The organism is Gammaproteobacteria bacterium, assembly GCA_016195665.1.
In the GTDB taxonomy this organism is placed as follows: domain Bacteria; phylum Pseudomonadota; class Gammaproteobacteria; order SURF-13; family SURF-13; genus JACPZD01.
Genome location: JACPZD010000037.1, coordinates 55514 through 69850 on the forward strand (window position 1 = coordinate 55514; position 14337 = coordinate 69850).

The window sequence follows — 14337 nt, forward strand, 5'->3', positions numbered from 1 at the left end:
CGTCCTCTGCGGTGAACAGAAAAATACCCAGATAAATATAATTTACCGCAGAGGACGCAGAGGACGCAGAGGAACACAAGAAAAATACTATTTACGATCAAGGATGCAAAGGAATAACATTAAAAAGGTTTTGTTTCTCCGCGTCCTCTGCGGTGAATCGTTGTTTTGAATAAGAATTACTCAATCGAACGGATGCCGTAACACGATGGTCTGCGCCCGATCCGGGCCGGTGGAGACGATATCTATCGGTGTCTCGGCAATCTCTTCAATGCGCTTGAGATAGGCGCGCGCATTTTGCGGCAGTGCGTCGTAGCCGGTAACGCCAACGGTGGATTGTTGCCAGCCCGGCATCTCGATATAGATCGGTTCGCAATCGGAGTAGGCCTCCGCACCCACCGGCGGGGTCATGCGCTCCACTCCACCGCAGCGGTAACCGACGCACAGACTGATGGATTCCAGCCCATCCAGGACATCCAGCTTGGTGATGCACAGTCCCGACACGCCGTTGATCTGATTGGAGCGGCGCAACGCGACGGCGTCGAACCAGCCGCAGCGACGCGCCCGTCCCGTGGTCGAACCGAATTCGTTGCCGCGCATGGACAGATGCGCACCCATCTCATCGAACAACTCGGTGGGAAACGGGCCGGAACCCACCCGCGTGGTATACGCCTTGGTAATGCCCAATACATAATCTATGCGGGTCGGCCCGACGCCGCTGCCGGTGCAGGCGCCGCCCGCTGTCGTGTTCGAGGACGTAACATAGGGATAGGTGCCGTGATCCACATCGAGCAGCGCGCCCTGCGCGCCCTCGAACAATACGCCGTCGCCTCGCTTGGCGTGCTGGTGCAGCAACTCCGGAATGTCCGCCACCATCGGCGCGATCACTTCCTGCAGGGCCAGCGCCTCATCGAGCACCTGATTGAAAACGACGGGCTCGGTGCGATAATAATTTTGCAGCACGAAGTTGTGATAGTCGAGCACCTCGCCGAGCTTGGCGGCGAAGCGCTCGCGGTGAAATAGATCGCCGAGGCGAAGCGCGCGGCGCGCGATCTTGTCTTCATAGGCGGGGGCCGATGCCACGCCCGGTGGTGCCGATCGCCGCCTTGCCGCGCGCCAGTTCACGCGCGTGATCGAGCGCGACATGATAAGACAGGATCAACGGGCAGGCCTCGCTGATCTTGAGACGGTCGCGCGCCGGGATTCCTTTTCTTTCCAGCATCTCGATCTCTTCGAGCAGGGCCTTGGGCGACAGCACCACGCCGTTGCCGATCAAACAGGCGACGCCGTTGCGCAGGATACCCGAGGGGATGAGGTGCAGCACCGTCTTTTCGCCCTCGATGACCAGCGTGTGGCCGGCGTTGTGGCCGCCCTGGAAACGCACCACCGCCGCGGCGCGATCGGTGAGCAGGTCCACCACTTTGCCCTTACCCTCGTCACCCCATTGGGTGCCGATAACCACCACATTCTTACCCACTCTTTGCATGCTCTGTCTCGACGACGGTCCACATACCCTTACGCTGCTCCAGTCTGCGGTCGCAGCTCAAGTCCGTGACATCTCCCGCCTGCCCCGGCAGCGCCCAGATGACGCGCTCGCCCTCCTCGCGTAATTCCCTGACCGTGTTGCGCAAAACGGGATCATCGCTCCATGGCGCCAGGATGCCACTCACGTGCGCGACCGCCGGGCCGGGACTCAGCGCGATCAGCGTCTTGAGATCGGCGCTGAATCCGGTGGCCGGGCGCGGCTGACCGTAGAGATGTCCGACATCATAGCGTCCGCCCTGCGCGACGGCCTGTCCGTGGCCGGGCACAAAGGCGGCGAATACCACGCCGGTGTGATAGTGATAGCCGCGCAATTCGCCGAGATCGAAGTGCAAAGGCGCCTCCGGCAGATAGCGGCCGGCGGCCTGTGCGATCGCCTGCAGATCCGCCAGGGCACGCTTGACCTCTGCCCCCGCACCGTGCAGTACTCTCTCAGCTTCGGCGAGGACTTCAACGCCACCGTTCAATTCGGCGAGACCGAGTAAGCGCTGCCGTTGTTCGGCTGTAACCTTTAACTCCGCCAACAGACTTTGCATCTCCGGCGCCGCCTTGCGTTGCAGCGCATCGAACAAGATGGCTTCGTGCGTGGCGTCGAGCCCGGCCTCGCGCGCCAAGCCGCGAAAGATACCGACGTGACCGAGATCAAGATGCGCGTCGCTCACGCCGGTGAGGGTCAGCACCTCCTGCATCAAACACAGGATCTCGATATCGCTCTCGATACCGGCATGGCCATACAACTCCGCGCCCACCTGCAATGGATTGCGCGAGCGGGCGAATCCGTCGGGCCGCGTGTGCAACACCGTGCCGAGGTAACTCAGGCGCACCGGCGCGTTGCGTTTGAGGTGATGCGCATCTATGCGCGCCACTTGCGGCGTCATGTCGGCGCGCACACCCATGAGACGGCCGGTGAGCTGATCGGTGAGCTTGAAGGTTTGCAGATCGAGGTCGCGGCTCATGCCGCTGAGCAGCGACTCCAGATATTCCACCAGCGGAGGGATGACCAGTTCGTAGCCCCAGCCATGAAACAGATCGAGAAGATCGCGTCGCAGCCACTCCAGACGCTCGGCCTGCGGTGGTAAGACGTCTTCGATACCCTCGGGCAGCAGCCAGTGATCTTTATCGGCCATGGGATTTTTTATCGTTGCGCAGGTTCAATCCTTAACTGCCTACAATTAATTCTTGAGTACATACAGCAACGCCACACCGAGCGCCATACTGATGAGTCCACCGACGCGCAGGGTGAGATTGTCCATCTGGCCGATCAGCGCGACGGCTCTGCGAAAATCCGCCGGACTCAGAAAGGGCAACACGCCTTCCACGACCAGGACGAGCGCGACGGCGGTGAGTAGCTCATCCCACATTGACGGCGGCCGGCTTACTGCTTGGCGGGCGCTTCGAGGCCTTTGAAATAACCGAAGAACTCCGACTCGGGCTCCAACACCAGCACATCGCCCTTGTTGTTGAAAGTGGACTTGTAGGCATTCAAACTGCGGTACAGCGCATAAAAATCCGGATCGGCGCTATACGCTCCGGCATAAATCTCCGAGGCCTTGGCGTCGCCTTCACCTCGCAGGCGCTCCGCCTCGCGGAAGGCCTCCGCCTGAACCACTACGCGCTGCCGGTCGGCATCGGCGCGGATCTTTTCCGCCGCCTCCGCGCCGCGCGCCCGGAAGTCCTTGGCGACTCGCGCGCGCTCCGCCTCCATGCGCTGATACACCGAGGCGCTCACCTCTTTCGGGAGGTCCACGCGACGCAAACGCACGTCCACCACCTCGATGCCCAACTCCTTGGCCTCGTTGTTGGCGTTCACCGTCATGGTGTCCATGATCTTGGCGCGATCTCCGGAGATCACCTCTTGGATGGTGCGCTTGCCGAACTCACCGCGCAGTCCGCTTTTCACGGTCTGAAACAGGCGCAAGCCGGCGCGCGTCGGGTCGCCGCCGGTCGCGCGATAGTATCGGGCGACATCGGTGATCCGCCACTTGATGAAGGAGTCCACAATGACGTTTTTCTTTTCAATAGTCAGGTAACGTTCAGGCTCCGCATCCAGGGTCTGAATGCGGGCGTCAAACTTGCGGACATTGTTCAATATAGGGACCTTGAAATGCAGGCCGGGCTCGAAGTCGGTCCGCACGATCTCGCCCAGACGAAACAGGATGACCCGCTCCCGCTGATCCACGGTAAAGACCGAAAATGATGCGATGAACACCACCACCGCGAGTCCGGCAATCCATCCCGTGCGTAACTGGACCATCAGCGCACCTCCTGCTCGCGGGTCCGCGCCCGCATATCGCCGCTGGACGGCGAGAGGGGCGGCGCCACAGTGGTGGATTTATCAGTGCCCTCCGGGGCCGCCGGCCTCTCGGGCAGCATGAACGATTCGCCGCGTTGTTGCATCATCTTGTCGAGCGGCAGATACAAGAGATTGTTGCCCCCCTTGATATCCACCATCACCTTGCTGCTGTTGGACAACACCGACTCCATCGCTTCCAGGTAAAGACGCTTGCGGGTGATCTCGGGAGCCAGCTTGTACTGCCCCAACACCTGCGTAAAGCGGCTCGCCTCGCCCTCCGCCTGGGCGATCACCTTGGACTTGTAGGCCTCGGCCTCTTGAAGCTGACGGGCCGCGCCGCCGCGGGCGGTCGGGATCACGCCGTTGGCATAGGTCTGCGCCTCGTTAATCAGGCGTTGTTCGTCCTCGCGCGAACGGATCACATCCAGGAAGGCGTTCTGCACCTCTTCCGGGGCCTGCGCGCCCTGCACGTTGGCGCGCGTGAGTTCAAGGCCGGTGCGATAACGATCGAGCACCTCCTGAATCAATGCCTCGCTGCGCTCCTCGATATCGCGGCGCCCTTCACCCAGCACATAGTCCATCTTGCTCTTGCCGACGATCTCGCGCACCACGCTCTCGGTCACCTGCCCCAGGGTGACATCGGGGTCACGCACGCTGAACACATAGTCGCGCGCCTCCTTGACGCGGTATTGAACCGCGAGCTTGATGTCTATGATGTTTTCATCCTGGGTCAGCATCAGCGACTCGCGCAGCACATCGGTAGGCTGTTGACCGGCGCCGGCGGTGCGAAATCCGATCTCGACATTGCGGATCTGATCAATGTTGACGACCTCCACCGTTTCGATCGGATAAGGGATGTGCCAGTGCGGCCCCGGTAATGTAGTTGCTTGGTATTGACCAAAGCGCAACACAATACCGCGCTCCGGCGGATCAATGATGTATATCCCCGAGCCTAACCAGATGACGACGGCGAGCAGCGCCAGCCAGCCGAGCCCCGATGCGCCGGGCTTACCGCCGGTGTCCCCGCGTTTCCCGCCAAACAGGGCGCCGAACCGCTCACGTAATTTGCGGGCGACCTCGTCCAGATCGGGAGGACCTTCGCCACTGGGCTTGCGGGCGCTCCACGGATCTTTGCCGCCACCGGCGCCTCCCGGTTCATTCCAAGCCATCGGTTACTCCAAGCAGGGTGAAGGGGTACATTCTATGGGTCTCTGGGCACGGCCGCAACAAAATATCCACAGACAGTTAAAACTTAGAGCCTATCCATACTGTAGTTCCACTGAGTCCGTTGCGGTGAAAAGGCTTCACCGCAGAGCGCGCGGAGGACAAACAAACCCTTGCTTGAGGGCATTCCTCTGTGTCCTCTGCGGTAAATTATTTATGGATAGTTCTTAGTAGATCAAATGAGCGCTACCGGGGAGAAATCGTCGAGTCCCGCTTCACTACGCAGGCTTTCCAGACTCGCGGAGGGGATCTCGACGTCCATGACCCAATCTCCGTCCTGCTCCAGATGCTCAGCGCGCACTGCGCCCATCTTGAACAATCGGGCTCTCAGCCGTCCCGCGCTGGGAGGCAGACGCAGACGCTGCCGCAGCGGGCCTTGAGGCGGCGTCTCGCTATCCTGGCGCTTCGCGGCAGCCTCCGCCAGGGCCTGCTGCAAGAGTTCCAGACCTGCGCCCGTGACCGCGGAGAGCCACACCCGCTTGATGCGGCCCTGCTCATCGCGCTCCAGCCGTGGCAGCCGCTCCCGGCATCCTGCCTCCCGCGACACTGGCAGAACCCTTCGCTGGCGCTCTTCCCTGTGCGGCGCGGTGTCGGGCAACAGATCAATCTTGTTATAAATCTCCAACTGCGGCACGTCTTCCGCGCCGATTTCTTTGAGTACGCTGTTCACCTGCTCGGCGCAGATCTGGTGGTCGTCGGCGTGGGCGTCTATCACGTGCAGCAGCAGATCGGCGTCGCGCGTCTCTTGCAAGGTGGAGTGAAACGCGGCGACCAGATCATGCGGCAGGTTGCGGATGAAGCCGACGGTGTCGGTGACGATAAGCGGTTGGCCGTTGTCCAGCCCCAGACGGCGCACGGTGGGATCGAGCGTAGCGAACAACAGGTTGGCCGCATAGACGCCGGCGCCGGTGAGGCGATTAAACAATGTGGACTTGCCGGTGTTGGTGTACCCGACCAGCGATGCGGTAAACAGGCCGGCCTTGCGCCGCGCGCGCCTGCCTGTTTCGCGCTGGCTGCGCACCTTCACGAGGCGCTTGTTGAGCTGTTTGATGCGCGCGCCGATCAGACGGCGGTCGGTTTCGAGCTGGGTCTCACCGGGCCCGCGCAGACCTATACCGCCCTTTTGCCGCTCCAAGTGGGTCCAGCCCCGTACCAGGCGGGTGGCGAGATGCCGCAACTGCGCCAGCTCGACCTGCAGTTTACCCTCGTAGCTACTGGCGCGCTGCGCGAAGATGTCCAGAATCAGGCCGGTGCGATCCACGACCCGGCATTGCAACAACTTCTCGAGATTACGTTCCTGGGCGGGCGACAAGGTGTGATTGAACAGCACGACCTCGGCCTGTTCGCGTTCTACGCAAGCACGGATTTCTTCGGCCTTGCCGCTGCCTGCAAAATATTTGGGATCGGGGCTGCTGCGTGTACCGGTGATGGTGGCGACCGGGCGGCCGGCGGCGGCCAGAGCGAGTTCGCGCAATTCCGCCAGTTCTTCACTACCGTTGCAAACGGGATGCCGGGAGCGACTGCCGTTCAGGTTCAGGTGAACCAGGACTACACGTTCCCCGCGCTTGGGGCGCTCAAACAATCATCTACCCCCGCGCCGGATTACAGGAAGGCAGCTAAGCGAGTGAATTGGCATCCCCGGTTAAGCGTTCCCCGGCGCAGACTCAACGTCTTCTTCCATGCCCGGCAGCTTGATGTTGCGGGCGGGGACCACGGTGGAAATGGCGTGCTTATAGACCATTTGACTGACCGTGTTTTTCAGCAATACCACGAATTGGTCAAAGGATTCGATCTGGCCCTGGAGCTTGATGCCGTTTACCAAATAGATGGAGACGGGGATACCCTCCCGGCGCAGTGTATTAAGAAATGGATCCTGGAGCGATTTCCCTTTGGTCATATCAGTTCTCCTTTTTTTCTCGTTATTAGGGGTGCTCGTGTCCACGGACACGGCCTCGCCAACAGTCTTCGCGGTTGTTTTACTCATTTCCTATGGCCTCCGCACAGTAATTACTCAGCTTTTCGAATACCCTTTCATCCAAGCTGTCAAACCACACCGCGTCGGGTTCAGCACGCAGCCACGTCAACTGGCGTTTGGCGAGTTGGCGTGTCGTTATAATAGCTCTTTTGGTCATTTCCTCGCAATTCATTTTACCCCCCAGATAATCCCACACCTGGAGGTATCCTACTGCCCTCAAGGCGGGTGCCTCGGGCGTCAAATCGCCCCGCTGGCGCAGGGCCTCAACCTCTTCAATCAGCCCCCGTTGCAGCATGTCATGAAACCGTCGGGAGATAGATTCATGTAGCATCCGGCGATCGCCAGGCGCCACCGCCAGCTTGATGACTCGATGTGTCAAAGGTTCGGCAGTGGTTCGGGCGTAAAGTTCCGTGCGGGTGCTGCCGGTCAACTCATAGACCTCCAGAGCTCGCTGGATGCGCTGGGGGTCGTGAGGGTGAATCCGCGCAGCCGCCTCAGGGTCAATCTCGGCCAGCCTCGCGTGGAGCACACCCCAGCCTTTAGCCTCGGCCTCGGCCGCCAGCCTTTGCCGCACCTCGGCATCGGCGGAGGGTAACTTAGACAGGCCACGTTGCAGGGCCCGAAAATACAGCATCGTCCCGCCGACCAGCAGCGGGATGCGCCCCTTAAGGGTAATCGCCTCCATCTCGGCGAGCGCGTCCTCACGAAACAGCGCCGCGGAGTAGGGATCGGCAGGGTCGCGGATGTCTATAAGACGGTGCGGCGCCCTGCTCAGCAACTCAGCGCCGGGCTTGGCGGTGCCGATGTCCATGCCGCGATACACCATCGTTGAGTCCACGCTGATGATGTCGCAGGGCAGGTGCTCGGCAAGCGCGATCGCAAGATCGGTCTTGCCGCTCGCAGTGGGGCCCATCAAGAAAATGGCGGGAGGCATAGGGGTGAGGGGTGAGGGTGAGTGAGGGGTGAGGGTTTTTACGCCTCACGCCTCACAGTTTTCTACCGTCCTCTCATAAACAATTTATCCAGCTCATCCAAACTCAGTTGTATCCATGTCGGACGGCCGTGATTGCACTGCCCGCTGCGCGGCGTCGTCTCCATATCGCGCAACAAGGCGTTCATTTCACCAAGCCCAAGGCGGCGGTGGGCGCGGACCGAGGTATGACAGGCTAGCGTGCCGAGCAGGCCGTTGATATGCTCGCGGATACGGGTACTCGTGCCGTGGGTGATGAGGTCGGAGAGCACATCGCGCAGTAGGCTAGCCACATCCGCATCTTGCAACAACGTGGGCGCCCGGCGCACAACCAGGGTCTCCGGGCCGGCCCGGCCGATCTCGAAGCCCAGTTCCTCGAACAAATCCGCATTTTCCTCGGCGATATCTGCCTCGCGCGTGCTGACATTCACAGCGACAGGCAGTAATAGCGGTTGAGAAATAATCCCCTCCCCCTCCAGCGCCGCCTTCATGCGCTCGTAGGTAATCCGCTCGTGCGCGGCGTGCATGTCCACCAATACGAGGCCGTGGGCGTTCTCCGCCAGGATATAAATCCCTTGCAACTGGGCCAGGGCATAGCCGAGAGGCGGCGGCGCCGTGGCGGGCGCCGGCTCATCCCGCAGCTCGACCCCATGCAGAGCCTGATAGGCGACGATCTGTTCGCGTACCTGTGCGGCAGAGGGTACATGGGGGGCGGCCAGCGGCATCGGCCGCTGCGACGGGGTGAATATTTCCGACACCGCGCCCCGTGGTTCCGGGGTGTTGGGTAAACTTTGGGTAATCGGATGTTGTGCTGGACTTACCTCTGCCAAACTCTTGTGCAGAGAGCGGAACAGGAAATCATGCACCAGCCTCCCCTCGCGAAAACGTACCTCATGCTTGGTCGGATGCACGTTGACATCCACCTGCGCAGGGGGCAACTCCAGATAAAGGACGTAGGCCGGGTGACGGCCGTGATACAGCACGTCCTGGTAGGCCTGCCGGATCGCATGGCTGACCAGCTTGTCGCGCACCATGCGGCCATTGACGTAAAAGAATTGCAGATCGGCCTGACCCCTGGAGAAGGTCGGCAGCCCGACCCAACCCCACAGCCGCAATCCCACCGCGGCGGACTCCACCGGCAGCGCCTGCTCCATAAAGGCCGTGCCGTACAGCGCCGCGACCCGCTGGGCATGCTCGCCGGGTTCGAGCGGACGCAAGCTGTGCACCACGCGCTGGTTGTGGCGGAGGGTGAAGCCCACCTCAAAACGGCTCAAGGCAATGCGCTTGACCAGATCTTCGATATGGCCGAATTCGGTCTGCTCGGTGCGCAGGAAATTGCGGCGCGCGGGCACGTTGAAAAACAGATCGCGCACCTCGACCGTCGTCCCGACGGGGTGAGCAGTAGGTTCGGGCAGACTCGACGCATCCCCCTCGCCCGCCACCCGCCAGCCGTGGCTGTCGGCCGCGGTACGTGAACTAAGCTCAAGACGCGACACCGAGCCGATGCTGGGCAAGGCCTCGCCGCGAAAGCCCAGGCTCAGCACCTGCTCGAGATCTTCCAGACTGCGGATCTTGCTGGTGGCGTGACGGCGCAACGCCAGCGGCAGGTCGTCCTTGTGGATACCCCTCCCGTCGTCCCGCACCCGCACCCGGCGCACCCCGCCCTGCTCGACGTCTATCTCGATAGTCCGCGCACCCGCATCCAGGCTGTTTTCCAGCAATTCCTTGACTACCGCGGCGGGCCGCTCAACTACCTCACCCGCAGCGATTTGGTTGACTAATTGCGGTGGGAGTAATTGGATACGCATCGGGAAAAGACATTTCTCACGCCAAGCCGCTAAGACGCTATGGTAAAACAAAAAATCGTTTTGCGCCTTAGCGTGCGAATGAAGCGGAGAAGATCACCCCGGATGGCGCAGAAAAATATTCCTCTGCGTCCTCTGCGGTAAAAGACTTATGGAGCCTCTGATTAAGTCAGAGGTTCCAGCGGTGCAGGGACGCACCGCCATTTTTTCAAACACGGAAGTGTTTGAAAAATGGAGAAAAGCAAAAACCATGTTTTTTGCTTTTCGTGCTCTGAGAAGTCCAGGATGGACTTATTCAGAGCTTCCTTATAGATCGGCTGTAACAGCGGATGGAACACGTAGCACCTTACCAGCAGGTAAAGGCCGGCTCGGCAGGCCGGAATTCGCATTACGCAACTGGATCGCACTCACCTGGTGCTGCTTGGCGATGCTGGACCAAGTCTCGCCGTTCCGCACGATGTGCTCGCGGGCAGAGTCCTCTTTCTGGGCGACGCGCGTTCCCGGCGCCGAATGCTTGACAACATAGCCGCGCACGCCATTCAGGATGGCCTCGGCCAAAGCCTGCTGATAGCGGCCATTGCGCAGCTTTTTCTCCTCCTTGGGATTGGAGATATAGGCGGTCTCGACTAATATGGAAGGGATATCGGGCGACTTCAGCACCACGAATCCGGCCTGCTCCACGCCGCGTCGATGCACCCGCCCGACCTGGCGCAAGCCGTCCAGAATGTGCTGAGCGACCTTCATGCTGGCCTCGCTGGTCGCAGTCTGCGAGAGATCCAGCAGCACCGAGGCCAGCAGATCGTCCTTGTCATCGAGACTCACCCCGCCGACCAGATCCGCCGCATTCTCGCGCTCGGCGAGCCAACGCGCCGCCTCATTCGTCGCGCCGCGTTCGGACAGCGTATACACCGATGAGCCGTGCGCATCGGAATCCTCGGCGGCATCGGCATGGATGGAGATAAACAGATCGGCCTTGTGCTCACGCGCCTTGGCGATGCGCTTGCGCAGGCTGACATAGTAGTCGCCGCCGCGGGTCATCACCGGCCGCATGCCCGGCTCCTTGCGGATCAGGGTCTCCAGTCGTCGCGCGATGGACAGCACGATGTTTTTTTCCATCGTCCCGTCGGGGCCCGTGGCGCCGGGGTCGTCACCGCCGTGCCCGGCGTCTATGGCGATCACGAAATCACGTGCCGGAGACGGCTTTGAAGCGGCGGCGCGCTTATGGGCCGGCGCGGAGGGTGGGGGAAGCACGGCCGCCGGCTTGCTCACTTCCGCCACGGTCTCTTGGTTTTCGCCGGGGAAGAAATCAATCACCAGACGGTGGCCATAACGCTCATTGGGACCCAGCACAAAGTCCTTGACCCGGACATGATTTTTGAGGGCGATGACGATGCGCACCGTATCGTCCAGCGTCATACTGCGGATATCGGTGAACAGGCTTTTCTTGGCGTCAACGGCGGGCAATAAACTCAGCAGCGCGGCATTGCGCACGTCCACCTCGATGCGATCGGGGAAGGTATTAAGCTGGTGCTGGACGGGGGCGCTGACATCAAATACCAAGCGGGTGTTATCGGGCGCCGGCCAGACCCGCACCTTGTTGATCTCGACAGGCCCTTCGACAGGGCTCGGGGCAGGCGCGGCAAGACACAGACTCGACCAGGCCAGCAGAATCAACGTACAGAAGTATCTCAACAAGGCGACCTCCTGAGATAAGGCTGGCTTATTGTGCCGGTATTCTTTTATTTTTTGCAAGAAATTTCTTTATCTATCATTAAAATAGCATACTAACCTCAGTTTAAATTGACACAATTTATATAACTCAATGATTGATCATGGTATTCATCGCATCAAGCCGGATGCGGCGTTGTTCTCTCCGATGCTCGATGATTATCCACAGGTCAGGGGATGGCAGTAGGGAACCGCCCCGCTCCGGCCATTCGATCAGGCACAAGGCATCGGGACGCAAATAATCGCGCGCGCCAATGTTCTCCAACTCATGGGGATCGGTGAGGCGGTACAAATCGAAGTGATAAATACGCCGCCCGGAAAGATCATAAGGTTCGATCAAGGTGTAGGTAGGACTTTTAACCTTGCCTTGGTATCCCAAAGCCCGCAGCCAGCCGCGCACCAGCGTGGTCTTGCCCGCGCCGAGTTCACCCTGTAGATAGACAATACCGCTGGGATATTGCGCCGCGAGGCGCGCGCCGAGCGCCTCCATCTCTTCCGCACTGTTGATAGTCAGTTCCATCAGTCAAAATTCAACAAGGGCCGCAGCCAGGACAGCAAATCGCTTGCGATCAAACCGCGCTCGCCCTGCTCCGCCGCCTGGTCGCCCGCCGCGGCATGCAGACAGACGCCACGCCGGGCGGCGTCCTCACGACCCAGCCCCTGTGCTATAAGACCGGCGATAACACCCGTCAACACATCGCCCATGCCGGCGCTTGCCATGCCTGGGTTCCCGGCGCTGCATACTTCCACACGCTGCTCTGCGACGATCATCGTACCGGCGCCTTTGAGCACCACTACCCCGCCGTAGCGTTTTTGTAATTCAGTCGCCGCGGTGAAGCGGTCGCTTTGAATTTCCGCCGTGTTGGTTTTTAACAGCCGCGCCGCCTCGCCCGGATGGGGCGTGAGTATCCAGTTGTCGCGCCGTAACGGTTCCAATGCCAATAAATTCAGGGCGTCGGCATCCACCACCAACGGTAGTCCCGTATCGAGCACCCGCGCCAACAGTTGTGAGGCCCATTCGGATTGGCCCAGCCCAGGCCCGATGGCGATCACATCGGCGCGCTCTAATAGAGGCGCGAGCTGCTCCGGCCGTTCAACGCCATAACACAACAGTTCAGGTCGCTGTGCGCTGATGACCGCCGCATGATCAGCGCGGGTAGCGAGATACACCAAGCCCGCGCCCACCCGCAGTGCGGCTTCACCGCACAGGCGTAGCGCCCCGGCCATGCCGTGATCGCCGCCGATCACCAGCAGCCGGCCGTAATCGCCCTTATGCGAGTTGCGTTGCCGCGCTGCCAGGCGAGGCAGATCTTTTAACTCGACACGGGTGGCCGCGGCAGTCACACGATTGAAGACCTCGCCCGGCACACCGAGATCATCAAATTGAATCGCACCGCAATGATCGGGGCCGTCGGCGGTATACATGCCTTGCTTGAGACCAATGAAAGTGACGGTGAGCGCCGCCCGCACCGCCGCGCCCTGCATGCAACCGGTATCAGCGTCCAGGCCGGAGGGAATATCCACGGCGAGCACCGGCTTATCCGCCGAGTTGATGGCTTCTATCGCTTCGCGCCACGCACTGCTTACCTCGTCTTTAAGCCCGGTACCCAGCAAGGCATCAATGATCAGATCGGCATCGCTCAAGGCGCGGACATCGAAGGGAAGGGCCACGACTGACGTACAGGGAAGAACTAATGTCGCGGGAGGCAGGACGCCGGGAGCGACCGGCGTTGCGTCGAGCAAGCGCCGCGCTCGCAGGGCATCGCCCTGCAAACGCTGCGGATCACCCACCTGCAGGACGCCAACATCAAGGCCGGCCTCGGCGGCCAGGCGGGCGACGACGTAGCCATCCCCCCCGTTGTTGCCGAGACCACAGACCGCCACGATGCGGCGCACCTCGGGCCAGTGTTGCCGCAACGCCCGGAAGGCGGCCTCACCTGCATGCTCCATAAGTGTGCTGCCGGGAATGCCATACTCCTCGATGGCGATGCGATCGAGTTCGCGCACCTGTGCGGCGCGATAAAGCGTATTAGGGAGTGCGGTCATTAGACCACGATGTTAGTGCGAGGGAACTGGTCTTACAAGTACGAAGAATTCGCGCCCACGAGCAGGGCCGGTAAATTCAGCCAACTATCTAAGCCGTTTTTTGCGCGGTGAGGATCAAATATTTTTCGTACAACTGCTCTTTGGTCTCGACGATGTCGGGGTTGAGCGGGATGCAGTCCACCGGGCAGACCTCGACGCACTGCGGCGTGTCGAAGTGGCCGACGCACTCGGTGCAGAGCTTGGGATCAATGACATAGATTTCGGGGCCTTGCGAGATCGCGCCGTTCGGGCACTCCGGCTCGCACACGTCGCAATTGATACATTCATCGGTAATCATCAAGGCCATGAACGCCGAGCCTCTGTCCTAGAAGTTCACGCTCTCGCCGCAACCGCAGGCGGACTTTTCATTGGGGTTGTTGAACTTGAACACCTCGTTCATCCCCTCTTTGGCATAATCGAGTTGGGAGCCGTCTAAAAAGAGCAGGTTGGCACGGTCGACCACGACCTTGGCGCCGTTAGACTCGAATACACTATCGCCCTCGCCAATCTCTTGGGCGATGTCGAAGGTATAGGCCTGACCTGCGCAGCCGGCTTTACGCAGCCCCAGACGCAGGCCGACGCCGCCCTGCTTGGCAAGCAATTTCTGCACACGCTGTGCAGCCTTTTCGGTGAGTGTGATGGCCATGCTGGTCTCCTGCTTGTTACGATCATAAAAATACTATACCTGATTAAAATAGTCAACTATTAACCCTTTTCT

At 60.6% G+C, this 14337-nt stretch carries 13 protein-coding genes and 1 pseudogene; all 14 read right to left on the reverse strand.

The genetic code is table 11. The annotated features are described in order from the left end of the window. Positions 1-180 precede the first annotated feature (180 nt). Positions 181-1474 (reverse strand): annotated as a pseudogene (locus tag HY028_10775) (adenylosuccinate synthase). Next, the gene (locus tag HY028_10780) at positions 1467-2666 is read right to left on the reverse strand and encodes an ATP phosphoribosyltransferase regulatory subunit (GenBank protein ID MBI3345318.1); all 1200 of its coding nucleotides are present in this window, start codon (positions 2664-2666) and stop codon (positions 1467-1469) included. Before HY028_10780 ends, HY028_10775 begins: the two are co-directional and overlap by 8 nt. A gap of 45 nt (positions 2667-2711) precedes the next feature. Beyond that, positions 2712-2900 carry a DUF2065 domain-containing protein gene (locus HY028_10785; protein ID MBI3345319.1) on the reverse strand — a complete coding sequence of 63 codons (189 nt, stop codon included), beginning with the start codon at positions 2898-2900 and terminating at the stop codon, positions 2712-2714. A gap of 14 nt (positions 2901-2914) precedes the next feature. Beyond that, the gene (hflC, locus tag HY028_10790) at positions 2915-3793 is read right to left on the reverse strand and encodes a protease modulator HflC (GenBank protein ID MBI3345320.1); all 879 of its coding nucleotides are present in this window, start codon (positions 3791-3793) and stop codon (positions 2915-2917) included. Next, positions 3793-5001, reverse strand: coding sequence for an FtsH protease activity modulator HflK (hflK, locus tag HY028_10795; GenBank protein ID MBI3345321.1), 1209 nt, complete (start codon positions 4999-5001; stop codon positions 3793-3795). The genes hflC and hflK overlap by 1 nt, the downstream gene beginning before the upstream one ends. A gap of 230 nt (positions 5002-5231) precedes the next feature. Further along, positions 5232-6638, reverse strand: a complete 1407-nt coding sequence (hflX, locus tag HY028_10800) for a GTPase HflX (protein MBI3345322.1) — start codon at positions 6636-6638, stop codon at positions 5232-5234. A 60-nt stretch (positions 6639-6698) separates the two neighbouring features. After that, on the reverse strand, positions 6699-6953 hold the full coding sequence (gene hfq, locus HY028_10805) for an RNA chaperone Hfq (GenBank protein ID MBI3345323.1): 255 nt from the start codon (positions 6951-6953) through the stop codon (positions 6699-6701). Positions 6954-7032: 79 nt separating this feature from the next. Next, on the reverse strand, positions 7033-7965 hold the full coding sequence (gene miaA, locus HY028_10810) for a tRNA (adenosine(37)-N6)-dimethylallyltransferase MiaA (GenBank protein MBI3345324.1): 933 nt from the start codon (positions 7963-7965) through the stop codon (positions 7033-7035). A 62-nt stretch (positions 7966-8027) separates the two neighbouring features. Continuing rightward, on the reverse strand, positions 8028-9809 hold the full coding sequence (gene mutL / locus HY028_10815) for a DNA mismatch repair endonuclease MutL (protein MBI3345325.1): 1782 nt from the start codon (positions 9807-9809) through the stop codon (positions 8028-8030). Positions 9810-10112: 303 nt separating this feature from the next. Further along, positions 10113-11471 carry an N-acetylmuramoyl-L-alanine amidase gene (locus HY028_10820; protein MBI3345326.1) on the reverse strand — a complete coding sequence of 453 codons (1359 nt, stop codon included), beginning with the start codon at positions 11469-11471 and terminating at the stop codon, positions 10113-10115. A gap of 154 nt (positions 11472-11625) precedes the next feature. Then, positions 11626-12024: a tRNA (adenosine(37)-N6)-threonylcarbamoyltransferase complex ATPase subunit type 1 TsaE gene (gene tsaE / locus HY028_10825; protein ID MBI3345327.1), complete on the reverse strand. Its 399-nt coding sequence runs from the start codon at positions 12022-12024 to the stop codon at positions 11626-11628. A 29-nt stretch (positions 12025-12053) separates the two neighbouring features. Next, the gene (locus HY028_10830; protein MBI3345328.1) at positions 12054-13580 is read right to left on the reverse strand and encodes an NAD(P)H-hydrate dehydratase; all 1527 of its coding nucleotides are present in this window, start codon (positions 13578-13580) and stop codon (positions 12054-12056) included. Between the two features lie 88 nt (positions 13581-13668). Beyond that, the gene (locus HY028_10835) at positions 13669-13926 is read right to left on the reverse strand and encodes a YfhL family 4Fe-4S dicluster ferredoxin (GenBank protein ID MBI3345329.1); all 258 of its coding nucleotides are present in this window, start codon (positions 13924-13926) and stop codon (positions 13669-13671) included. An 18-nt stretch (positions 13927-13944) separates the two neighbouring features. Beyond that, on the reverse strand, positions 13945-14265 hold the full coding sequence (locus HY028_10840) for an iron-sulfur cluster assembly accessory protein (GenBank protein MBI3345330.1): 321 nt from the start codon (positions 14263-14265) through the stop codon (positions 13945-13947). Positions 14266-14337 lie beyond the last annotated feature (72 nt).

Coding starts and splice junctions, on each gene's coding strand:
- HY028_10780 (MBI3345318.1), bottom strand. CDS start 2,666: ATGGCCGATAAAGATCACTGGCTGCTGCCCGAGGGTATCGAAGACGTC.
- HY028_10785 (MBI3345319.1), bottom strand. CDS start 2,900: ATGTGGGATGAGCTACTCACCGCCGTCGCGCTCGTCCTGGTCGTGGAA.
- hflC (MBI3345320.1), bottom strand. CDS start 3,793: ATGGTCCAGTTACGCACGGGATGGATTGCCGGACTCGCGGTGGTGGTG.
- hflK (MBI3345321.1), bottom strand. CDS start 5,001: ATGGCTTGGAATGAACCGGGAGGCGCCGGTGGCGGCAAAGATCCGTGG.
- hfq (MBI3345323.1), bottom strand. CDS start 6,953: ATGACCAAAGGGAAATCGCTCCAGGATCCATTTCTTAATACACTGCGC.
- miaA (MBI3345324.1), bottom strand. CDS start 7,965: ATGCCTCCCGCCATTTTCTTGATGGGCCCCACTGCGAGCGGCAAGACC.
- mutL (MBI3345325.1), bottom strand. CDS start 9,809: ATGCGTATCCAATTACTCCCACCGCAATTAGTCAACCAAATCGCTGCG.
- tsaE (MBI3345327.1), bottom strand. CDS start 12,024: ATGGAGGCGCTCGGCGCGCGCCTCGCGGCGCAATATCCCAGCGGTATT.
- HY028_10830 (MBI3345328.1), bottom strand. CDS start 13,580: ATGACCGCACTCCCTAATACGCTTTATCGCGCCGCACAGGTGCGCGAA.
- HY028_10835 (MBI3345329.1), bottom strand. CDS start 13,926: ATGGCCTTGATGATTACCGATGAATGTATCAATTGCGACGTGTGCGAG.
- HY028_10840 (MBI3345330.1), bottom strand. CDS start 14,265: ATGGCCATCACACTCACCGAAAAGGCTGCACAGCGTGTGCAGAAATTG.